This window comes from Nocardioides sp. (assembly GCF_035547795.1).
Lineage (GTDB): Bacteria > Actinomycetota > Actinomycetes > Propionibacteriales > Nocardioidaceae > Nocardioides.
The window spans coordinates 1-20,756 of the sequence record NZ_DASZUF010000037.1 but is presented as its reverse complement, the minus strand read 5'-3'; the positions used below and the strand labels follow the sequence as shown (position 1 = coordinate 20,756).

Annotated in this window: 20 protein-coding genes and 1 pseudogene; 9 read left to right on the top strand and 12 right to left on the bottom strand. The window is 72.4% G+C overall.

The features are described 5' to 3' along the window. The 5 genes from VHA72_RS03115 to VHA72_RS03095 form a co-directional block, all read right to left on the bottom strand. Entirely contained in the window at nt 1–987 is a 987-nt protein-coding gene (locus VHA72_RS03115) for a type II secretion system F family protein (protein ID WP_325572983.1), read from the bottom strand. Beyond that, a complete protein-coding gene (locus tag VHA72_RS03110) occupies nt 984–2,492 on the bottom strand; it encodes a TadA family conjugal transfer-associated ATPase (RefSeq protein WP_325572982.1) in 1,509 nt (502 codons plus the stop codon). The genes VHA72_RS03115 and VHA72_RS03110 overlap by 4 nt, the downstream gene beginning before the upstream one ends. Nucleotides 2,493–2,496: 4 nt before the next feature. Further along, entirely contained in the window at nt 2,497–3,687 is a 1,191-nt protein-coding gene (locus VHA72_RS03105; RefSeq protein ID WP_325572981.1) for a CpaE/TadZ family protein, read from the bottom strand. Between the two features lie 37 nt (nt 3,688–3,724). Beyond that, entirely contained in the window at nt 3,725–4,429 is a 705-nt protein-coding gene (gene cpaB, locus VHA72_RS03100) for a Flp pilus assembly protein CpaB (RefSeq protein ID WP_325572980.1), read from the bottom strand. A gap of 248 nt (nt 4,430–4,677) precedes the next feature. Further along, nucleotides 4,678–6,507 carry an AMP-dependent synthetase/ligase gene (locus VHA72_RS03095; protein ID WP_524538564.1) on the bottom strand — a complete coding sequence of 610 codons (1,830 nt, stop codon included), beginning with the start codon at nt 6,505–6,507 and terminating at the stop codon, nt 4,678–4,680. A 74-nt stretch (nt 6,508–6,581) separates the two neighbouring features. On the opposite strand from VHA72_RS03095, the gene VHA72_RS03090 reads away from it, so the two are divergent. Genes VHA72_RS03090 through VHA72_RS03070 form a run of 5 tightly spaced genes read left to right on the top strand, consistent with a single transcriptional unit; the run spans nt 6,582 to nt 10,620 of the window. Then, complete coding sequence (locus tag VHA72_RS03090; RefSeq protein WP_325572979.1) at nt 6,582–7,019, top strand: SRPBCC family protein; 438 nt, start codon at nt 6,582–6,584, stop codon at nt 7,017–7,019. Nucleotides 7,020–7,023: 4 nt separating this feature from the next. Beyond that, complete coding sequence (locus VHA72_RS03085) at nt 7,024–8,223, top strand: ArsA family ATPase (protein ID WP_325572978.1); 1,200 nt, start codon at nt 7,024–7,026, stop codon at nt 8,221–8,223. Further along, entirely contained in the window at nt 8,220–8,711 is a 492-nt protein-coding gene (locus VHA72_RS03080; RefSeq protein ID WP_325572977.1) for a hypothetical protein, read from the top strand. Before VHA72_RS03085 ends, VHA72_RS03080 begins: the two co-directional genes overlap by 4 nt. After that, a complete protein-coding gene (locus tag VHA72_RS03075) occupies nt 8,708–9,652 on the top strand; it encodes an ROK family glucokinase (RefSeq protein ID WP_325572976.1) in 945 nt (314 codons plus the stop codon). Before VHA72_RS03080 ends, VHA72_RS03075 begins: the two co-directional genes overlap by 4 nt. Before the next feature lie 8 nt (nt 9,653–9,660). Then, nucleotides 9,661–10,620: an ROK family protein gene (locus VHA72_RS03070; protein WP_325572975.1), complete on the top strand. Its 960-nt coding sequence runs from the start codon at nt 9,661–9,663 to the stop codon at nt 10,618–10,620. 154 nt (nt 10,621–10,774) lie between these two features. Here the strand turns inward: VHA72_RS03070 and VHA72_RS03065 are convergent, their stop codons facing one another. Both VHA72_RS03065 and VHA72_RS03060 read right to left on the bottom strand, forming a co-directional pair. After that, nucleotides 10,775–11,221, bottom strand: coding sequence for a hypothetical protein (locus tag VHA72_RS03065; RefSeq protein WP_325572974.1), 447 nt, complete (start codon nt 11,219–11,221; stop codon nt 10,775–10,777). A 22-nt stretch (nt 11,222–11,243) separates the two neighbouring features. Next, a complete protein-coding gene (locus tag VHA72_RS03060; protein WP_325572973.1) occupies nt 11,244–12,014 on the bottom strand; it encodes an alpha/beta hydrolase in 771 nt (256 codons plus the stop codon). A gap of 31 nt (nt 12,015–12,045) precedes the next feature. On the opposite strand from VHA72_RS03060, the gene VHA72_RS03055 reads away from it, so the two are divergent. The 3 genes from VHA72_RS03055 to VHA72_RS03045 are packed head-to-tail and all read left to right on the top strand — an operon-like array spanning nt 12,046 to nt 14,125. Then, nucleotides 12,046–12,759 (top strand): lysophospholipid acyltransferase family protein, encoded by a 714-nt coding sequence (locus VHA72_RS03055; protein ID WP_325572972.1) that lies wholly within the window; start codon nt 12,046–12,048, stop codon nt 12,757–12,759. Continuing rightward, on the top strand, nt 12,756–13,256 hold the full coding sequence (locus VHA72_RS03050; protein ID WP_325572971.1) for a flavin reductase family protein: 501 nt from the start codon (nt 12,756–12,758) through the stop codon (nt 13,254–13,256). Before VHA72_RS03055 ends, VHA72_RS03050 begins: the two co-directional genes overlap by 4 nt. After that, nucleotides 13,253–14,125 (top strand): coiled-coil domain-containing protein, encoded by an 873-nt coding sequence (locus VHA72_RS03045; protein ID WP_325572970.1) that lies wholly within the window; start codon nt 13,253–13,255, stop codon nt 14,123–14,125. The genes VHA72_RS03050 and VHA72_RS03045 overlap by 4 nt, the downstream gene beginning before the upstream one ends. Before the next feature lie 7 nt (nt 14,126–14,132). Here the strand turns inward: VHA72_RS03045 and glpK are convergent, their stop codons facing one another. Genes glpK through VHA72_RS03025 form a run of 4 tightly spaced genes read right to left on the bottom strand, consistent with a single transcriptional unit; the run spans nt 14,133 to nt 18,785 of the window. Further along, nucleotides 14,133–15,596, bottom strand: coding sequence for a glycerol kinase GlpK (glpK, locus tag VHA72_RS03040; protein ID WP_325572969.1), 1,464 nt, complete (start codon nt 15,594–15,596; stop codon nt 14,133–14,135). Beyond that, nucleotides 15,593–16,591: a GGDEF domain-containing protein gene (locus VHA72_RS03035; RefSeq protein WP_325572968.1), complete on the bottom strand. Its 999-nt coding sequence runs from the start codon at nt 16,589–16,591 to the stop codon at nt 15,593–15,595. Before VHA72_RS03035 ends, glpK begins: the two co-directional genes overlap by 4 nt. After that, nucleotides 16,588–17,409 carry a DUF1028 domain-containing protein gene (locus tag VHA72_RS03030; RefSeq protein ID WP_325572967.1) on the bottom strand — a complete coding sequence of 274 codons (822 nt, stop codon included), beginning with the start codon at nt 17,407–17,409 and terminating at the stop codon, nt 16,588–16,590. The genes VHA72_RS03035 and VHA72_RS03030 overlap by 4 nt, the downstream gene beginning before the upstream one ends. Further along, entirely contained in the window at nt 17,406–18,785 is a 1,380-nt protein-coding gene (locus VHA72_RS03025; protein WP_325572966.1) for a hypothetical protein, read from the bottom strand. The genes VHA72_RS03030 and VHA72_RS03025 overlap by 4 nt, the downstream gene beginning before the upstream one ends. An 81-nt stretch (nt 18,786–18,866) precedes the next feature. Here VHA72_RS03025 and VHA72_RS03020 point away from each other — a divergent pair, with 81 nt between their 5' ends. After that, nucleotides 18,867–20,429: a lipase family protein gene (locus tag VHA72_RS03020; protein WP_325572965.1), complete on the top strand. Its 1,563-nt coding sequence runs from the start codon at nt 18,867–18,869 to the stop codon at nt 20,427–20,429. Between the two features lie 112 nt (nt 20,430–20,541). Here VHA72_RS03020 and VHA72_RS03015 read toward each other — a convergent pair. Next, nucleotides 20,542–20,756 (bottom strand): annotated as a pseudogene (locus tag VHA72_RS03015) (endonuclease/exonuclease/phosphatase family protein); the annotation flags it as partial.

Here is a 20,756-nt window from a genome sequence, read left to right as displayed (position 1 = left end):
CTAGACCTCCACCTTGACCAGCTTGCTCATCCAGAACGCGCCGATGGCGAGCCAGATCACGCCGAAGATCACCATGATCACGCCGCGCGGATCGTGCAGGAGCGGGCGCAGGTACGACCGGTTGGTCAGCAGCAGGTAGAGGGTGAACAGCGGCGGCAGCGCCCCGATCACCCACGCCGAGAGCTTGCCCTCCGCCGAGAGCGCGCCGACCTGGCGGCGGAGGTACTGCCGCTCGCGCAGCGTGGCCGCCACCGTGTCGAACAGCTCCGCCAGGTTGCCGCCGACCTGGTGCTGGATCCGGATCGCCATCACCACCCAGCCGAAGTCGGGACTGTCGAACCGCTCCGCGATGCCCGCCAGGGCGTCCTCGACCTCCACCCCGAGCCGGGTCTCGACCAGTGCGCGGCGGAACTCCCCGGCGATCGGATCGCTGCCCTCGCGCACCACCGTGTCCACCGCCTGGGCCAGCGACAGGCCGGCCGAGAGCGAACCGGACATCAGCTGCAGGGTGTCCGGCAGCGCCTCGGAGAACCGCTTGCGCCGAGCGGCTCGGCGCGTCCGCAGCCACAGCCACGGGGCGATCACCGCGACCGCGAGGAACAGCAGGCCGAGGCCCGGGTCGCCGGCACCGACCAGCAGCCCGAGCAGGCCGCCGGCGACGGCGATGACGAGATGGACCAGCAGCCACTCGGCCGGCTTGAGCTCGCTGCCGGCGCCGTCCAGGGAGCGCGCGATCCGCTCCTCGAGGCTGGCGTGGCGGCGCAGCAGCCCCGCGGCGGCGGTGCGGGCGCCGGCCAGCGCGCTGTCCGCCTCGACCCGCCGCGTCGCCTTGTCCGGCGCGCGGCCGGTCCGGGAGGTGTACGACGCCACCCGCTCCTCGGCCGACTCCGGCCCCGGGCGCCGGGGGAGGAGCGCCAGCACCAGGGTGAGCAAGCCGAGCGCCAGGGCGGCCACGCCGGCGTACATCACCCAGCTTGGGGCACTCATCGCAACCGGTCCGTGGCGAAGAGCATCGGGTCGACGCTGACGTTGGCGTAGGCCATCTTCTCCAGCACCTTCGGTCGCAGCCCGGTGGGCCGCAGATGGCCCAGGGCGTGGCCCTCGGCGTCGAAGCCGGCGGCGTTGTCGAAGGCGAAGATCTCCTGGAGGGTGACCACGTCGCCCTCCATCCGCTCCACCTCGGTGACGTGGGTGACCCGGCGGGTGCCGTCCTTGAACCTGGTCTGGTGCACGATCAGGTCGACCGCGGAGGCGATCTGCTCGCGGATCGCCCGCACCGGCAGCTCCATGCCGGCCATCAGCACCATCGTCTCCAGCCGGGAGAGGGTGTCGCGCGGGCCGTTGGAGTGCAGCGTGCAGATGGAGCCGTCGTGGCCGGTGTTCATCGCCTGCAGCATGTCCAGCGCCGAGGCGTCGCGGACCTCGCCGACGATGATCCGGTCGGGCCGCATCCGCAGGCTGTTGCGGACCAGGTCGCGGATGGTGACGGCGCCCTTGCCCTCGATGTTGGCCGGACGCGACTCCAGCCGGACCACGTGCTCCTGCTTGAGCTGCAGCTCGGCGGCGTCCTCGATGGTCACGATCCGCTCGTCTCCCGGAATGAACGCCGAGAGCACGTTGAGCGTGGTGGTCTTCCCGGCGCCGGTGCTGCCGGAGACGATGATGTTCAGCCGCCCGCGCACCGCCGCCTGGAGGAAGTCGCGCACCGCGGGCGTGATGGTGTCGTAGCGGACCAGGTGCTCGACGGTGAGCGGGTCGGCGGCGAACTTGCGGATAGTCAGCGCCGAGCCGTCGATCGCCAGCGGCGGTACCACGGCGTTCACCCGCGATCCATCGGGCAGCCGGGCGTCGACCATCGGGGAGGACTCGTCGACCCGGCGGCCGATCCGGGAGACGATCTTGTCGATGGTGCGGCGCAGGTGGGCCTCGTCGGTGAAGTGCGCGCTCGCCCGCTCCAGCCGGCCGCGCCGCTCCAGCCAGATCCGGTCGTGGCCGTTGACCATCACCTCGGAGACGTCCGGGTCGCGCAGGTATGGCTCGATCGGGCCGTAGCCCAGGATGTCGTCGGTGATCTCCTGGGTCACCCGGGTCCGGTCGCTGCTGGACAGTGGGCGGTCCTGGCTGCCGAGCACGTCGGCGAGCGCCGAGCGGACCTGACCGTCCAGCTCCTGCTGGTCCATGTCGACGTCGTAGAGGTGCGGGCCGAGCTGCTTGAGCAACTCGGCGTGCACGCTGGCCTTGAGCTCCTCGATCCGCTCCTGCTGCTGGGTGGCCAGGGCGCGATGCTGGCTGCCGGCGTGCTCGGCGGCGGGCACGGGCGGTGTCGGCCTGTCGCTCGGTGTCTCGCCCGCGGCGGGCTGCTCGATCGCGGCACCGGCGACGTGGGCCGGGCCCGTGGCAGGCTCGGGACCACCCGAGAAGTCGTCCGGGCGCGCCGGGTGCGCGGTCGGGGCGTCGTGGGCGGCCCGGGCGAGACGGTCGGCGAGGCTCATCGCGTCACCGCCGCTTCCACAGCCGCGCGCGGGCCGGTGCCGCGGTCTGCTGCTGGTGTGCTGCCTCGGTGCCGCTCGGCGCCGAGATCGGCTGGCCGGCCAGATGCGAGGCGAGCTGCCGGATCGCCGTACTCGAGGGGTGGTGGGGGCTCTTGGACACGATCGGGTTGCCGGCATTGGTCGCCGCCGCGACGTCCGTCGAGCTGGCCACCTTGGCCTCGGGCCGCATCCCGAGGATGCTCTCGACGCGGTCGGCGCTGATGCCCACCTCGTCGTCGGCGCGGTTGAGCAGCAGGTGTCGCCGGTCGGCGGGTACGCCGAGCATGTCGAGCGTCTCCAGGGCCACCTTGACGTTCTTCAGGGTCGGCACGTCCAGGGTGGCCACGATGACGATCTCGTCGGTCTCGTCCAGCGCGGTCAGGGTCTGCTCGTCGAAGGACGGCGCGGTGTCGATGACGACGTAGTCGAAGCCCGCCTTGAGGGTGCGGATCACCTGACCCACCAGGGTCGCCGAGATCCGGTCCCGGACGTCGGGGTGCGAGGGCGCGGCCAGCACCATCATCGCGTCCTCGTGCCGGGTGAGCAGGCCCTCGACCAGCTCCGCGTCGAGCGCGTCCTCGGAGCCGATGGCGTGCTCGATGGAGTGGGAGGGGAACAGCTGCATCGTGATCGCCACGTCGCCGAAGGCCAGGTCCAGGTCGACCACGCAGACCCGGCGCGCGCCACCCTCGGCCAGCGCCAGCCCGAGGTTGACGGCCACCGTGGTCTTGCCGACGCCGCCCTTGGGCGACCAGACCGTGAACACCTTGCCGCTGGGGGCACCGCCCGACGCCGCTCCGCGCAGCGCCGCGAAGAGCTGCTCGGCACGCTCGACGGCCGCGGCCACCGCCTCCGGCGACCCGGCCGGCACGACCTCGCGCGCTCCGGCGGCCATCGCCTGGGTGAGCACCTGCGTGGTGAGCTCGGTGCGGACCAGGACCACCGAGACGGCCGGGCGGGCGGTGCGCAGGCTGTCACAGGCGGCCAGGGCGTCGTCGTGCGGCACGTGGGGGCCCAGGACCACGACGTACTCGTCCCGGTGCTGGTCCAGCCAGGCGCGCATGCGCTCCAGGGACGTGACGGCCTGCGTGGTGGCCGGCAGGCCGCGGAGGAGACCGATGGTGGTCTCGTGCTCGGGTTCGACGACGATAGGCATGGGGGACGGCTCGGCTCACTCGTCTCTGTTCATCGGCTCACTTGAAGAGGTTGCTCAGGGTGGTCGCCGTTCCCGGCGCCACCACGCTGTTGTCGGTCAGAAGTCCGAGCGCCAGTTCCCCGTTGCCCTGCGCGAAAAGCACCTTCTGCGCGTCGGCCTGGTCCAGCGCCAGGGTCAACAGGGTGCGGGGCAGCTGCTCGGTGGACTGCTGCCCCTGGGCGTTGGTCGTGGTGGTGGAGACGGGCGTCGTCGAGCCGACGCCGAGCACCTTCACCTTCGGCAGCAGCAGCCGGGTGAACGGCTGGCCGCCCTGGTTGCCGTCGAGGAAGATCGCGACGGTGGAGCCGGGCTGGACGAAGCCGGCCACCCGGGCCGGGTCGGTGAGGTTCACCGAGATCGCCATCATCTTGGCGGGGATCGCCAGCGGCGAGGTCGGCGTCGCCGAGGTGCCGAACTTCGAGGCGATGATCTGCTCGCCGGGGTAGATCGTGGTCAACGCGACCTGGCCGGAGAGGCCCGACGTACTCGTCTGGTAGCCGGGCAGAAGCTCGTTGTGGGTGACGGCCCGCAACTCCACCTTGCCGGCGCCGGCGGCCTGCTGGAGGGACTCACCCGGGTTGATCTGGGCGGTCGCGGTGAGGACCTCGACGGTCTGGAACTTCTGCTGGGCACGCTGGTCGGCGCCGCGGACGTAGAGCAGCACGAGTACGACGCCGAGGGCGGCCACGACCGCTGCCGCCACGACCAGCATCCTGCGGCGATCCATCGGCCACAGCCCCCTCCCCATCGTGGGCCGGCGGGTGCACGACACCCGCCGCCCGTGAGCGCGGGGGCACCCGTCCCCCGGGAGGAACTGTAGGGATCCTGTAACCGCTTCGTAGCCGTTTTGCAGAACCGGGCGGGCGCGAGTCGCCCCCGCCCGGTGCCGCACCGGCCGCCGTCGACGGGCCCGGGTCGGCGCTGGGGTCGGCGCTGGGGTCAGCGCTGGGGTCAGCGCTGGTACAGCGCGTCCACCTCGTCCTTGAACTCGCGCATCACGACGTTGCGCTTGAGCTTCAGGCTCGGGGTGAGCTGTCCACCCTCCTCGGTCCACGCGTCGGGAAGGATGGTGAACTTCTTGATCGCCTCGGCGTGGGAGACCGCCTTGTTCGCCTCGTCGACCGCGCGCTGGATCTCGGCCTGCAGGTCGGGGTCATCGACCAGGGCGTCGATGTCGCCGCTCTTGCCGTGCGCCTGGGCCCACGTGGGCAGCGACTCGGGGTCGATGGTGATCAGCGCGGCGATGAACGGCTGGCCGTCGCCGACCACGATGCACTGGTCGATGAGCACGTGGGCGCGGAGCCGGTCCTCGAGCACCGCGGGGGCGACGTTCTTGCCACCGGCGGTCACCAGGATCTCCTTCTTGCGGCCGGTGATGCGCACGAAGCCCTCGTCGTCGACCTCGCCCAGGTCGCCGGTGTGGAACCAGCCGTCCTCGAGCGCCTCGCCGGTGGCCTCCGCGTTGTTCCAGTAGGAGCCGAAGACCTGCCCGCCCTTGAACAGCAGCTCGCCGTCGTCGGCCACCCGCACCGCGGTGCCGCCGATCGGCCGCCCGACGGTGCCGATCTTGAGCGCGTCGGGCAGGTTCACGGTCAGGGCGCCGGTGGTCTCGGTCAGGCCGTAGCCCTCCAGCACGGTCAGCCCGATGCCGCGGTAGAAGTGGCCGAGCCGCTCACCCAGCGGCGCGCCGCCGGAGACGGCGAAGGAGCAGTTGCCACCCAGCGCGGCCAGCAGCTTGCCGTAGACGAGCTTGGCGAACAGGGCGTGCTGGGCACGCAGCAGCAGCGAGACCCGGCCCGACTCCAGGGCGCGCGAGTAGTTGATCGCGACGTCGGTGGCGAGGTTGAAGATCCTGCCCTTGCCGTCGGCGGCGGCGCGCTGGGAGGCGGTGTTGTAGACCTTCTCGAAGACCCGCGGCACCGCCAGGATGAACGTCGGCTTGAAGTCAGCCAGGTCGTCGAGCAGGTGCTTGATGTCGGGGGAGTGACCCAGCCGGGTGCGTGACTTGACGCAGCCGACCTGGATGATCCGGGCGAAGACATGGGCCAGCGGCAGGAACAGCAGCGTGCTGGCGCCCTCGACGTCGAAGAGCCGCTCCAGTTCGTCGACGACCACGCCGAGCTCGACCATGAAGTTGCCGTGGCTGAGCACGCAGCCCTTGGGGCGGCCGGTGGTGCCGGAGGTATAGATCAGGGTCGCGGGGTCGCCGGGGGCCACCGCCGTACGTCGCTTCTCGACCTCCTCGTCGGCCAGGTCCGCGCCGAGCGAGACCAGGGTGTCGACGGCGTTGTCGTTGAACGACCACACGTTGGTCAGCGCGTCCAGACCGGTCCGTGCCTCGGCGACGCGGGCCACGTGGTCGGCGCCCTCCGCCACGACGGCGCGGGCGGTGGAGTCCTCCAGGATCCAGCGCACCTGCTCCACCGAGGAGGTCTCGTAGATCGGCACCGTGACGGCGCCGGCGAACCAGATCGCGTAGTCGAGCAGCGTCCACTCGTAGCGCGTCTTGGAGAACAGCGCGACCCGGTCGCCGGGCTCGACGCCGGAGGCGATCAGCCCCTTGGCGACCGCCGTCACCTCGGCGAGGAACTGCGCCGAGGTGACGTCCTCGAGTACGCCGTCGCGGCCGGGCCGGCTGAACAGGACCGTCTCGGGGAAGTCGCGGGCATTGGTCACGACGTCGTCGGTGAGGTTGCCCGCCGACGGCAGCTCGAACGTCGCCGGCGTGGAGAACTCGCGCACTACTGCCTCCGCATACTGCTGGTAGGTGAACCCGGGCACACTACCGCCGTCCGGGCTCCGGCGGGCAGTCGAACCGGAAGACGGACCGAGATCCGGTACGCTGCGTGCTCGTCATGGCCGAACAGACCACCTCCTCGATCCTCATCCAGGCAGCGCCGGATGCGGTCATGGCCGTCATCGCAGACTTCGCGTCGTACCCGCTGTGGGTCAAGGGGATGAAGGTGGCCGAGGCGGTCGAGGAGGGGCCCGACGGCCGGGCGGCGAAGGTCCACTTCGTCCTCGACGTGCCGCCGATCAAGGACGACTACACCCTGGCCTACACCTGGGACGGCGATCGATCGGTCTCCTGGACCCTCGTCCGTGGCACCCTGTTGCGCGCGCTGGACGGCGCCTACGTGCTGCGCGACCTGGGCAACGGGACGACCGAGGTGACCTACCGACTGGCCCTGGACGTGACCATTCCGCTGATCGGCATGATCAAGCGCAAGGGCGAGAAGATCCTCATCGAGACAGCGCTGCGAGGGCTGAAGACGCGCGTCGAAGCCCTGTGAGCTCATGCGCATCCTGATGTTCACCGGCAAGGGCGGTGTCGGCAAGTCCACCGTCGCCGCCGCCACCGCCGCTCTGTCCGCCCGCCGCGGGCTGCGCACGCTGGTGATGTCGACCGACGCGGCGCACTCGCTCGCCGACGCGTACGGCGCGCAGGTCCCCGACGGCCGACCCACCGAGATCACCGCGGGCCTGTTCGTGCAGCAGGTCGACGCCCAGCGCCGTTTCGAGGAGTCCTGGGCCGACATCCAGCGCTACCTGCTCAGCGTGCTGGAGGTGGTAGGCGTCGACCCGGTCGCGGCCGAGGAGCTGACCGTCATCCCGGGCGCGGAGGAGGTGCTGGCGCTGCTGGAGCTACGCCAGCAGGCCCGCAGTGGCGTGTGGGACGTGATCGTGATCGACTGCGCGCCCACCGCCGAGACGCTGCGACTGCTCGCGCTGCCGGAGGCACTGGGCTGGTACATGCAGCGGATGCTGCCGATGCAGCGGCGGTTGACCAAGGCGCTCAAGCCGGTGCTGACCAAGGCGGCCGGCGTGCCGATGCCCGGCGACACCGTCTTCGACGCGGTCGAGCGGCTGCACGCCGAGCTCGGCGAGGTGCGGGCGCTGCTGGCCGGTCCGGAGGCGTCGGTGCGGCTGGTGCTCACCCCCGAGCGGGTGGTGGCGGCCGAGGCCCGGCGCAGCTTCACCACGCTTTCGCTCTACGGCTACCGCGTCGACGGGGTGGTCGCCAACCGGGTCTTCCCGGCCGAGGGCGCCGACGACTGGCGAGCCGGCTGGGTGCTGGCCCAGGACGAGGTGCTCGCAGAGGTCGACGCGTCGTTCCCTGGGATGCCGGTGTGGCGCTCGGTCTACCGGCCGCGCGAGCCCGTCGGCGTACCGGCCCTGGTGGGGCTCGCCGAGGAGGTGTACGCCGGCCACGACCCGCTCGCCGTACCCGGGGGTGAGGGGCCGTTCCGGGTGACCCGGACCGCCGAGGGCGCGATCGCCCACCTCGCCCTGCCCGGTGCCGACCGCGACCAGGTGCACCTGGGCCGCAACGGCGACGACCTGGTGGTCACCGTCGGGTCCTACCGCCGGCTGTTGACCCTGCCCGCCGGGCTGGCCCGGCTCCAGGTGGCGGGCGCCCGGGTGGAGCAGGGCGAGCTGCAGGTACGGTTCCGCGAACGAGAGGTTGCCGACGAGACCGGGGAGGAGCAGCCGTGAGCGATCATCCGCACGAGGGACCCGAGCAGCACGAGCCGCTCGGCAGCGCGGCCGAGGAGGCGGCCAAGCTCTTCGGCGCCCTCAGCGACTGGGCCAAGCACCACAGCGGCGACGTCGCCGGCAACCTGGCGGTCGGGCTGACCGCCGGCCTGGCCGGGCTGGCCGGCCACGCCCAGGCGGCCGCCGCCGACCTCGGCAGGAACCTGGACGAGAACCTCGCCACCGGCGCGCCCGAGTGCACCTACTGCCCGGTGTGCCGCACCGTGCACGTGGTCCGGGCCGCCTCGCCGGAGGTGAAGGCGCATCTGGCCAGCGCCGCCTCCGCGCTGATGCAGGCGGCCGCCGCGGTGCTGGCCGCGGCCGCGTCGAGCGGCCCGGTTTCGCACCGGGCCCCGGGAGTGGAGAAGATCGACCTCGACACGTTCGGGGACTGGCCGGACGAGCCAGAGGGACCTGCAGAACCCGGGGAACAGGGGAACCAAGAGTGACGGCACTGGCCTGCGGCGTGGACGTCGGCGGCACCAAGATCCTCGGCGGTGTGGTCGACGGGGACGGCACCATCGTGGAGGAGCTCCGCGTCACCTCCCCGGCGACCGACCCCGACGCGATCCAGCAGGCGATCGCCTCCGTCGTACTCGAGCTCAAGAGCCGCCACGAGATCTCCTCGGTCGGCGTGGGCGCGGCGGGCTACATCGACAAGTCGCGCAGCGTCGTCATGTTCGCGCCCAACATCGCCTGGCGCGACGTCGACCTGCGCCAGGGCCTGGAGAAGCAGGTCGACCTGCCGGTCGTCATCGAGAACGACGCCAACGCGGCGGCCTGGGGCGAGTTCGCGTACGGCGCCGGCTCCGACGTCGACGACCTCCTGCTGGTGACCGTGGGCACCGGGGTCGGCGGTGGCATCGTGCTGGACGGCTCGCTCTACCGCGGCGCGTTCGGCGTCGGCGCGGAGATCGGCCACATGCGGGTGGTGCCCGGCGGCATCCAGTGCGGCTGCGGCAACCTGGGCTGCTTCGAGCAGTACGCCTCGGGCAGCGCGCTGGTGCGCGACGTGCGGGCGGCGGCCAAGAGCGGGTCGCTGCTCGCCCGCGATCTGGTGGAGCGTGCCGGCGGCGACCCGGACGCGATCACCGGACCGCTGATCACCGAGTGCGCGCAGGCGGGGGACCCGTTCGCGGTCGAGGCGCTGGCCACGCTGGGTCGCTGGCTGGGCGAGGGCATCGCCTCGCTGACCGCCGTGCTGGACCCGGCCGTGGTGGCCGTCGGCGGCGGCGTCGCTGACGCGGACGACCTGCTGCTGGAGCCGGCCCGGGCGGCGTTCCACGCCCAGCTGACCGGCCGTGGCCATCGCCCCGAGCTGCAGATCCGCAAGGCGACGCTGGGCAACAGCGCCGGGCTGATCGGTGCGGCCGACCTGGCCCGGCGGTAGCTGCTTCCATGGGTACCGTCTACGTCGGCGTCGACATCGGCGGCACCAAGGTGATGGCCGCCGCGGTCTCGGCGTCGGGTCAGGTGGGCCCGATCGCGCGGCGTACCACCCCCGGACGGCGGGTGGAGGTGACGCTGGTCGAGGACGCCCTGACCGAGGCGGTGTTCGAGGCCGCCGACGGCCGCCCGGTCGCGGGCGTCGGCATCGCGGCGGCCGGCTTCGTGGACGCCCTGGGTGAGCGAGTGATGTTCGCCCCGCACCTGCCCTGGCGCAACGACCCGACCCGTTCCCGGCTCGAGGCGCGCTGGCAGACCCGGGTGGTGCTCGACAACGACGCCAACTGCGCCGCCCGCGCCGAGGTGGCGCTCGGGGCCGCGCGCGGCGTGGCCGACGTGCTGATGGTGACGATGGGCACTGGCATCGGGGGCGCGGTGATCCTCGGCGGCACGCTGCTGCGCGGTCGCAACGGCATGGCCGGGGAGTTCGGTCACATGCAGGTGGTTCCGGACGGGCACGGCTGCGAGTGCGGCGGCACCGGGTGCTGGGAGCAGTATTCCTCGGGCAACGCGCTGGTGCGCTACGCCCGCTCCCGGATGCTTCATGCGTCGTACGCCGGGACGACGCTGCTCGAGGAGCTCACCGGCGGCGACCCGGCGGCGCTGACCGGGCCGATGGTGACGGCTGCCGCCGAGCGCGGTGACCACCTCGCCCTGCAGGCGTACGAGGAGATCGGGGAGTGGCTCGGCGTGGGGCTGGCCAACCTGGTCGCGGCGTTCGATCCCGAGCTGCTGGTGATCGGTGGCGGGGTCTCGGCTGCCGGCGACCTTCTGCTCGGCCCGGCCCGCACGGCGCTGGAGCAGTCCCTGGTCGGCGCCGGCCACCGCGTCGTCCCGCCGGTCGTCCGGGCCCACTTCGGCCCCGAGGCCGGGGTGGTCGGGGCCGCCGCGCTGGCCCGGTCGGCGGGGTGACGCTGCCCCGGCCGGCGTTGTTCGGGGCTGGTCGCTTTCGAGGGTAGTTCGGGGAGAAGTGGTCGCTTTACTGGCCAGTAATAGACAGTATCTCCCCGAACTACCCCGACAGACGCAGCCGACGCCCAGCCGACGCCCAGCCGACGCCCAGGTCTCAGAGCCGGGCGCCGTCGTCCCAGGGGTCGCGCGGTTCGCGGGGCATGTGCAGCACCAGGTAGCCGAAGCCGGCGAGGAAGGCCACCACCAGGATGTCGATCACCCAGCCGGGGACGTAGAAGCCCGTGGTGGCGTGGACGACGAAGAGCGCGATCGCCACCACCGGGGCACCGAGCAGGCCGAGCCAGGCGATCAGCCGGTCGGGGGTGGTGCGCGGGAGCGGCTCGGGCTCGGGCGGCACGAACCGGTCCTCGTCGTCGAGGTAGACGTCCGGGTCGGGCTCGAACGGCTGGTCGATGTCGTCCCCGAAGTACGGCTCCCGGGTGAAGACCGGCTCCTGGAGGTCCTCGTCATCGAGGTGGGCACGCTCGCCGAAGTTGGCGACGATCTCCTGCCAGGCAGCGTCCTGGGCCGCCTCCTCCGGCGACCCTCCGGTGTCACTCACGAGACAAGCGTAGGCGCCCGGTCTAGTCGGCGGTGACCCGAGCGACGAAGGCTGCCGACTCGTCGAAGATCTGCTGCGCGTCGTTGTCGATGGTGGCGACGTGGAAGCTGTTCTCCAGCCGCCGCACGGTCACGTCCGTGGATGACACTCCGCCGAGGATCAGCGGCTCGGAGGCGGCGTCGACGACGTGGTCGACGGTGGAGCGGAAGTAGAGCAGCGGCGCCGTCACCTTCGGCAGGTCGGCGACCAGTGCGGGCCAGGCGCGGAACATCGAGTGCGCCGCCTTGAGCGGGGTGCGGGTGTAGCCGTACTCCTCGACGCCCTCCTTCTTGATGTCGCTGGCGATGCCGGGGAACGACGGGATCAGGTGCTTGATCACCGGCAGCAGCTTCACGTCCCGCCGGGCGGTCGCCACCGCCGGGTTGACCAGCACCACACCGGCGATCGCGCCCGCGTGGTCGGCCGCCAGCCGCAGCACCAGCGCGCCGCCCATGGACAGCCCGGCGACGGCCACGGCATCGTTCTCGGACTGGAGCTTGGCGAAGGAGCGGGTGACCTCGCCGTACCAGTCCGACCAGGTGGTGGTGTTCAGCTCCTGCCAGGTGGTGCCGTGGCCCGGCAGCCGCGGCACCTCGACGCCGTACCCGAGCTCGGCCAGGGAGCGACCCCACGGCACCATCGAGTACGGCGAGCCGGTGAACCCGTGCGAGAGCAGCACGCCGATGCGGCGGCCCCCGGTCAGCTCGGGTCGGGCCGGGACGGAGAGCGGTTCGTGGACGGTCACCTCGGACATGCCTCGCATTCTGCACGCTAGGCTCAGGCCCGTGGGCGAGAAGACGTTCTACTGGGTGCTGAAGTGGATCTTCATCGGTCCCTGGCTCAAGCTGCTGTTCCGTCCGAAGGTGATCGGCGCCGAGAACGTCCCCACCGACGGGCCGGTGATCCTGGCCAGCAACCACCTCTCCTACGCCGACTGGCTGTTCATGCCGCTCTACCTGCCGCGCTGGGTGCGGTTCGTGGCCAAGGACGAGTACTTCACCACCCCGGGTCTCAAGGGCCGGCTGCAGAAGCTCTTCTTCGGCGGCACCGGCAACGTGCCGATCGATCGGTCCGGCGCGTCCGCGGCCGAGGGCGCGATCATCTCGGCCCGTCGGGTGCTGGCCGACGGCGAGCTGTTCGGGATCTACCCCGAGGGCACCCGCTCGCACGACGGGAAGCTCTACCGCGGCCGCACCGGCGTGGCCCGGATCGCGCTGCAGACCAAGGCGCCGGTGGTGCCCGTCGCCGTACTGCGCACCGATGTGATCGCCCCGCCGGGCAAGGTCTTCGGCCGCTTGACGCGCCCGTCGGTGATCTTCGGCAAGCCGCTGGACTTCTCCCGCTACGAGGGCTTGGAGAACGACCGCTTCATCCTGCGGGCGATCACCGACGAGATCATGTACGAGATCCAGCGGCTCTCCGGTCAGGAGTACGTCGACATGTACGCCACCGACGCCAAGCGGCTCCAGGCTGGCGCCGGCGACAAGCCAGCGGCGTGACGATCCACAGCTCACACCCCTTCCCGACCGAGGAGGATCCGGTACGGCGCTTCCGCGGAAGGATCGGCGGTGCGGTCGCGCTGGTCACCACGGGCGCCGGCGCGACGCGGGCCGGGCTGACCGTCTCCTCGCTGATGGTGGCCGGCGGCGAGCCGGCCGCGGTGCTGTTCCTGGTCGACCCGGACAGCGACCTCGGCATGGCGCTGGCGCCGGGGGAGCGTGCCGTCGTCCAGCTGCTGGGCTGGCCGCACCGGCACCTGGCCGAGGCGTTCGGCGGCACCGCGCCGGCGCCCGGCGGGCCGTTCACCACCGGCGTCTTCGAGGACTCCGACTGGGGACCGCGGCTGGCCGACGCCACCGCCTGGGCCTCGGTGAGCGTGACGGCGACGACCGAGGTGGGCTGGTCGCTGCTGGTCACCGCGGCGATCGACGACGTGGCGATCGGCACCGACGACGACGCGCTGCTGCACCGCCGGGGCCGGTGGCAGCGGGCGTGACGTCGGTCCTGGAGGTCGCCGAGGAGCTCTACGGGCTCCCGCTGGCGTCCTTCACGCCGGCCCGCGATGCGCGAGCGCGCGAGCTGCGTGGCACCCACCTGGCCGGTCCGGTCAAGGCGTTGCGCAAGCCTGCCACCGCGGCCTGGGTGGTCAACCTGCTGGTGCGTCGCGAGACCGAGCAGGTGGCCCAGATGATCGCTGTCGGCGCCGCCCTGCGCGAGGCGCAAGCGGGGATGGACGCGGCCGCGCTGCGTGAGCTCACCAGGCAGCGCCGCCAGCTCACCGCCGCGCTGACCGTCCGGGCGCGGGCGCTGGCGCGCTCGGAGGGGCTGCGGGTGACCGAGTCGGTCGCCGAGCAGGTCGAGGAGACGCTGACCGCCGCGATGATCGACGGCGGAGCCGCCGCAGCGGTGCGCTCGGGACTGCTGGTGGCGCCGCTGCGGGCCACGGGGGTCGAGGCGCTCGACGCGGCGGGCGCGGTGGCGCTGTCAGACGCGCTGGGCTTCGAGGTAGCGCCGGTGGCGGCGACGCTGCATGTCGTCCCCGACAGCGGCGCGGATCGCGGAGCCGAGCGGCTGGCCCGTGCGCAGGCGGCCCTCACCGCCGCCGAGGACGAGGTTGCCGAGCGCCGCCGGATCAGCGAGGACGCAGCCGCAGCGACCGAGCGGCTGCAGGCACGCTCACTCCAGATCCAGGCCGAGATCGACGAGCTGCGCCGGCGGCTGGCCGGACTCGAGGAGTCGGCCCAGCGGGTCGACGACGAGCTGGCCGAGGCGGAGGAGGAGCGTGCCGAGGCCGAGTCGGCGCTGGCCGACGCCGTTCGGCATCGGGACGAGGCGGCGGCGGAGGTGGCGCGCCGGCGGGAGTGACACGCCGCTACGCCCAGGCCTTGGCCCGCTCCACGGCCGCCAGCCAGCGGCGGTAGTCGGCGTCGGCGGTGGCCCGGTCGCCGGCGGGTGAGAACGTCCGGTCCAGCGCCCAGGTCTCCCGGAGCTCGTCGTACGACGACCAGACGCCCACGCCGAGCCCGGCGAGGAAGGCGGCGCCGAGCCCGGTGGTCTCGACGTACCGGGGCCGGGAGACCGACAACGCGAGCTGGTCGGCCTGGAGCTGGCAGAGCAGGTCGTTGGCGGCGGCGCCGCCGTCCACCTTGAGCGAGGCGACCGGCGGCATGGTCGCGACCACGTCACGCACCTCGAACGCGATCGCCTCCAGGGTCGCCCGGACCAGGTGCGCGCGGGTCGTGCCGCGGGTGAGTCCGACGATCAGCCCCCGTGCCGTCGGGTCCCAGTGCGGCGCGCCCAGCCCGGTCAGCGCCGGCACGAACACGACGCCCTCCGAGGACGGCACCGTCGCGGCGATGGCGGCCGTCTCGGCCGCCGACCCGACGATCTGCAGCCCGTCGCGCAGCCACTGCACGGCCGCGCCGGTGACGAAGATCGACCCCTCCAGCGCGTAGGTCAGCTCACCGGACGGCGAGCGCCAGGCGGCGGTCGAGAGCAGTCCCGATGCGGACCGCTCCAAGGTCGTCCCGGTGTTGGTCAGGATGAACGACCCGGTGCCGTAGGTGCACTTGACCTCGCCGGGGGAGAAGCACGTCTGCCCGAACAGCGCCGCCTGCTGGTCGCCGGCGATCCCGGCCACCGGCAGTTCCAGGTCGAGGAACGAGCGGGCGTCGGTGACGGCCAGCTCCCCCCAGTTCGGGACCAGCTCGGGCAGCGCGTCGCGTGGCACCCCGAACAGCGCGCACAGCTCGTCGGACCAGTCGCCCCGGGTGAGGTCGAAGAGCAGGGTGCGGGAGGCGTTCGAGACGTCGGTGACGTGTTCCAGGCCGCGGGTCATCCGGGCGATGAGATAGGAGTCGACGGTGCCGACGGCGTACCTGCCGGACTCGACCAGCGCCCAGGTGTGCGGCTCGTGTTCGCGGATCCAGGCCAGCTTGGTGGCGGAGAAGTAGGGGTCCAGCCGCAGCCCGGTCAGCTCACGCACTCGGTCCTCGTGGGCGGCCAGGTCGCCACACATCGAGGCGGTACGGCGGTCCTGCCACACGATCGCCCGGCGTGGCGACCCGAGCGTCTCGCGGTCCCACAGCACCACCGTCTCGCGCTGGTTGGTGAGGCCGATCGCGGCGAGCTCGGCGCGATCGAGGCCGCGCAGCGCGGCCCGGCAGGCCTCCAGGGTGGCCTGCCAGATCTCCTCCGGCACGTGCTCCACCCAGCCGGGTTTCGGGAAGTGCTGGGCGAACTCCTGATAGCCGCGCGCCACGATCTCGCCGGTCTCCGAGACGACCAGCGCCGTCACGCCGGTGGTGCCGGCGTCGATGGCCAGGATCGAGGTCATCGGTCGCTCCTCTCCTCGGGCTGGTGCAGGTCCGCGGAGCGGACCGGCTTGCGGGCGTACATCGCCTGGTCGGCGCGCTCGATCAGGTCGGCCAGCGACTCCTCGCCGCGCAGTTGCGCGACGCCCGCCGTCCAGTTGACGGTTGCCGCCGCGGCCAGCGCCTCGACCCGCTCGCGCGCCCGGTCCTCGCCGACGCCGGGCAGCATCAGCACGAACTCGTCGCCGCCGACCCGGCCCACCGCCTCGTCGCCGGACAGCTCGTCGAGCCACTGCCTGGTCGCCGCCACCAGGAGGTCGTCGCCGGCGCGGTGACCGCGGCTGTTGTTGACCGCGCGCAGGTCATCGAGGTCGATCAGCACCACCGAGACGGGGGTACGGCGCCGCCGGGCCCGGGTCAGCAGCCGCTGGCCGACCGCCTCCAGCCCGTGCCGGTTGAGCACTCCGGTCAGCGGGTCGGCGCGCGCCAGCCACCGCATCCGCTCGAAGAGCACCCGCACGATCTCGGTGGCGATGGTCGCCTCCAGCGCCATCACCAGCGCGGCGGTGGTCAGGGTGGAGTCGCCGCGTTCGGCGACCGCGCCGACGAACGCCGCCAGGCCGAGGTAGTAGACGATCACCGCTCGGCGGCTCAGCAGCAGGCTGGTGTAGATGCCGACCAGCGGCAGCCCGATCCCGTTGCTGAACGCCGCCGCGTCCAGATGGCTGGTGTGGGTCATCGCGGCGATCGCGAGCAGCTGGATCGCGAGCATCACCGTCGCCTCCAGCCGGGTGAACGCCCGCCCGCGCAGCAGCGCGACCGTCGCCATCACCACGCCCAGGCCGCCGAGGGCGCCGAGGGCCCAGCGCGGGTTCTTGCCCGGGGTGTAGAACACGGTGGCGACGAGCAGCAGCAGTCCGCCGACCAGGTAGAGGATGGCGGTGACGCTCGCCAGCGCCGACTGCCCACCCAGGCTCCCGCGTCCGCGCCGCGGAGGCAGCGGCGCCGCCCAGCTCACGACGCGCCCGACCGGACGATCGCGAGGATCTTCTCGTCGATCCAGGACAGGTCGTCGGCCACCCGCATCTCGTAGTTCTCCGCGCCGACCCAGGCACGGAAGTCCGGCCTGCCCTGCGCCGCGGCGAAGGCCTCCAGGTCGGCCTCGATCTCCGGTGTGATCGCCACCTTCTCCTCCTCGGTGGAGGCGGTCAGGTAGAGCACGTGCAGGTCGAGCAGGCGCTCCAGCTCGGGGATCGGCGCGCTCGCGTCGTCGACGCGGAGGTCGACGGCCACGTCGTCGCCGCCGTCGTACCCCGCCCCCTCGCGCACCACGAAGAGCGCCGCGCTCTGGCGGCCGCGGCTGTCGCCGCCGGCCCGGTCGCCGGCGGCCAGCGCGGCCAGCAGCCGCCGCTCAAGCGGCAGCCCGGGGTCCGACTCCAGCCACGCGCTCTCCATCGCCTCGACCACCTCCGGGCCGGTGAGGATGTTGCCCTGGATCGCGTAGCCGGCGCCCGTGCGGCCACCGGCCCAGGGCAGGCAGGCCGACCCGGTGTGGGACGCGGAGCCGCCGTCGATGTCGACGATGCCGACCTGCCGGTGCTCGCGGCCGTCGTCCTCCTCCAGCAGACGCTGCAGCGCCACCGGGGCGGTGGCACCGTCGTCGAGGTGGGCGAGCGCCAGGCCCTTGTAGGCCACGTTGGCCCACGCCTGCGTGGCCACGGCGCCGACGCCCGCGACGGCGGCCGGCACGACCGACCCGACGCCGAGGAACTTGCTGGCCACCGCGACACCCCACGACTCGCCGTCGGCGGAGCGGGCCACGATCGAGAACGTCATGGTCGTGACCTTAGCGACGCCCCCGGCGCGGTGAGAACGGACCACTGACCATCGCGGTACGCCGTCGCCCAGCCGGCCTGGTGCAGCACCTCGATCTGGGCCTCGCCGTCGGTCAGCAGCGCCGCGCACCGGATGCCGTACGACGCGAACGTCGACCGCCAGGGCGCGCCGTAGCTCAGCACGCTGACGTCGAGGATGTGCTCGGGATAGGGGTCCTGGCGGTTGTCGGCGAAGACCGGCACGCCGGGGGTGAACCAGATCAGGTAGGCCCCCGAGTCGTAGCTGGTGTACACCCGCCCGGGACACCGCTCGATCGCCGCCGCGGCCGAGCGGCTCATCGGGTGCCAGCCCAGCGGGGTCGGGCTGGCGGCGTACACGATGGCGACGGCGAGTGCCGAGGCCGCGCCGGCGAGCCCGAGGATCGCCCGCGCGGGCACGGCCCGCGCGGACGGCTGGTTGCGCAGCAGGTGAGCGACCAGCGGCACGGCGGCGAGCACGAACATCACCATGTTCCTGCTCGCATCGACGGCCAGCGGCAGCGTGGCCAGCGACGTCACCAGGCCCAGGCCGCCCTCCCAGGAACGCAGCCGACGGCGGTGTACGACGACCAGCACCGCGGTGCCGGCCACCCACACCCCGAACCCGACGCTGTAGATCGTCAGATGCCGGTAGGCGGGCTCCCACTCGGTGATGTGCTGCTCGAAGGGGCGCCGGCCCGACGTCAGCACGTAGCGCCACAGGTGCGGGCCCAGCGGCGTGACCAGGGTGGCCAGCGCGCCGAGGGCGGTGACGGCGAGCAGGGGGCGAAGCCGACGCCCGTCGCGGTGAAGCAGCGCCAGCACGCAGGCCGCGCCCAGGGCGATCCCACCGAAGACCACCCCGCCGTGCAGGTTGGCCCAGACCAGCATCAGCGGTGGCGCCCACCACCAGCGTCGGGTGCGCAGCAACCACAGCATCACCGCGAAGCAGCACATCGTCGCCATCTGCGGGCGCACCGCCCAGCCGCCGAGCAGCACCGGCACCGCCAGCGTGAGCGCGGCCGCGTCGGCCACCCGGGGCTCGGGCTCGCCGGGGGTGACGGCCCTGGTGGAGAACATCAGTGCCAGTCCGGCGAGCAGCCCGGTCGCCAGGGTGAGCAACGGCAGCCCGCCGAGCGCGTGCAGCACCCAGGCGAGCAGTTGCCAGAGCCATTCGTGGTCGGGCCAGGCGTCGCCGTACGCGGTGTAGGAGTAGTGGTCGGTCAGGCTGACCGCGTGGTGGTGCCAGATGTCGCCGCCGGCACGCAGCGCCCACCAGGTGTCGCCTTGGGTGGAGGAGACGGCGCAGGCCAGTGCGGTGGCCCCGATCAGGGCGAGCCGCCGCACCAGCGTCGGCACGGGGAGTCGCTGGCTCGGCGGCACGGCTCGCGATCTTGCCCTAATTCTCACTCCGCCGCCGGAGGGGACGATATTTGACCCATGTCACATCTTCGCCGGGTGGCCGCCACCCTTGCCGCCACCGCCGTCGCACTCACTCCGAGTCTGCTGGGCTCGGCCCATGCCGCTACGCCGACCCAGCTTCCGGATCAGGACCCGTTCTATCAGTACGGCGCCGGAGGGACGCCCGGCACCCCGCCGGCCGACTCCGCGTCCGGAGACGTGCTCGGCACGCGCTCGGTGGGGCTGACCCTGACCGACCTCTCGAAGGCGTTGTCCAACTCCACGAACCCGGCGACCTTCCCGGCCACGGCGACCCAGCTGCTCTACCGCACCCAGAACGAGACCGGCGCGCCCAGCCAGACGGTCACCACCGTGATCCGGCCCGCCGGCGCCAGTCGCGGTGTCGTCGCCTACCTGAGCTACTACGACGGCCTGGGCGACAGCTGCGACCCGAGCTACACGTTGCAGAGCACGACGGCCAGCGCCGAGAAGGCGATCATCGGCACGCTGGTGGAGAGCGGCTACACCGTCACCGTCCCCGACTTCGAGGGTGAGGGGCTCGACTGGGCCGCCGGGCACGAGGCCGGCTGGGGCACCCTCGACGCGATTCGCGCTACCGAGAAGGCGCTGGGCCTCCCGGCGGCCACCACTCCGGTCGCCCTGATGGGCTACTCCGGCGGCTCGATCGCGGGGGACTGGGCCAGCGAGCTGGCGCCGTCGTACGCGTCCGAGCTGGACCTGGTCGGCACGGCGATCGGTGGGGTCCCGGTCAATCTCGGTGACGTGATGGGCTACGTCGACAGCGACGCCGACGCCGACCGGAACGCCTGGTTCGGCGTCATCCCGGCGGCGATGGTCTCTCTGGAGCGCGCCTATGGCAGCGACAAGGTCGACTTCGCCGCGGTCGAGAGCACCGAGGGCCAGGAGATCGCCGGCGAGGTCGCGGATGAGTGCATCGGCGACTTCGCCAAGGACTATCCGAACCTGCACGTCTCCGACCTGCTCGACTCCAGCACCGGCTACACGAGCCTGCTCGACGTTCCCGGCGTCCCGGACATCGTGAACGGTCTCGTGATGGGCACCGGTGGGACACCGCGGATGCCGATGCTGATCGTCCAGGGTCGGAGCAGCGACGGCGAGGGTGACGGCGTGATGGTCACCGACGACGTCGCGGCGCTGGCACAGCACTACCGGAGCGAGGGGGTTCCTGTCACCTACACCGAGCTGACCGGGCAGGACCACAGCGCCGCCGGGACGTCGTTCGTGCTCTCGGCGCTCGGGTTCCTCGACCGGGTGCTCCCGGCACCGGCGCAGCCCAGCCAGCCCAAGACCGCCGTTCACGCCAAGCTCAAGAGCCACTCGGCGGGCCGCAAGGACGTTCTCGTCGTGACCGCCAAGGGCGCGACCGGCGCCAAGGTGAAGGTCTACCGAATGCACCACGGCCACCGGGCCAAGGCCGGGCACGGCGTGATCAACAAGCACGGCAAGGCCACGATCAAGGTCGTCGACCACAACGGCTCGGCGAAGACCCGCTACCGTGCCACGGTCGCCGCCACCGCCACGACGCTGGCCGCGACCACCAAGGTGGTCAAGCAGCGCTGACGCCGGGCTGCTGGGCCTGGGCCGCATGTAACACGCTGTTCGCTGCACTAGAAGGTCGTTGCAACGGGCTCCTGGTGTCGTGGACGGCGTGTTACATGCCCCGGCGACCCGCTCACCCCGCCGCCAGATCCACCACCAGCGCCAGATGGTCGGAGACCGGCAGGCGGCGGACGGACGCGATGGCTCGACCCCGGTAGCCATCGGCGAGGACGTGGTCGAGCTGCCGCCGGGGCGCCTCGACCGGGAACGTCGGCTGGCGCTCGCCGAGCGGGGTCATCCGGCTGGCCCGGGCCGCGCGGTCGGTGTCCATGTTGAGGTCGCCGGTCA

Coding starts and splice junctions, on each gene's coding strand:
- VHA72_RS03115 (WP_325572983.1), bottom strand. CDS start 987: ATGAGTGCCCCAAGCTGGGTGATGTACGCCGGCGTGGCCGCCCTGGCG.
- VHA72_RS03110 (WP_325572982.1), bottom strand. CDS start 2,492: ATGAGCCTCGCCGACCGTCTCGCCCGGGCCGCCCACGACGCCCCGACC.
- VHA72_RS03105 (WP_325572981.1), bottom strand. CDS start 3,687: ATGCCTATCGTCGTCGAACCCGAGCACGAGACCACCATCGGTCTCCTC.
- VHA72_RS03090 (WP_325572979.1), top strand. CDS start 6,582: ATGGCCGAACAGACCACCTCCTCGATCCTCATCCAGGCAGCGCCGGAT.
- VHA72_RS03085 (WP_325572978.1), top strand. CDS start 7,024: ATGCGCATCCTGATGTTCACCGGCAAGGGCGGTGTCGGCAAGTCCACC.
- VHA72_RS03070 (WP_325572975.1), top strand. CDS start 9,661: ATGGGTACCGTCTACGTCGGCGTCGACATCGGCGGCACCAAGGTGATG.
- VHA72_RS03060 (WP_325572973.1), bottom strand. CDS start 12,014: ATGTCCGAGGTGACCGTCCACGAACCGCTCTCCGTCCCGGCCCGACCC.
- glpK (WP_325572969.1), bottom strand. CDS start 15,596: ATGACCTCGATCCTGGCCATCGACGCCGGCACCACCGGCGTGACGGCG.
- VHA72_RS03030 (WP_325572967.1), bottom strand. CDS start 17,409: ATGACGTTCTCGATCGTGGCCCGCTCCGCCGACGGCGAGTCGTGGGGT.
- VHA72_RS03020 (WP_325572965.1), top strand. CDS start 18,867: ATGTCACATCTTCGCCGGGTGGCCGCCACCCTTGCCGCCACCGCCGTC.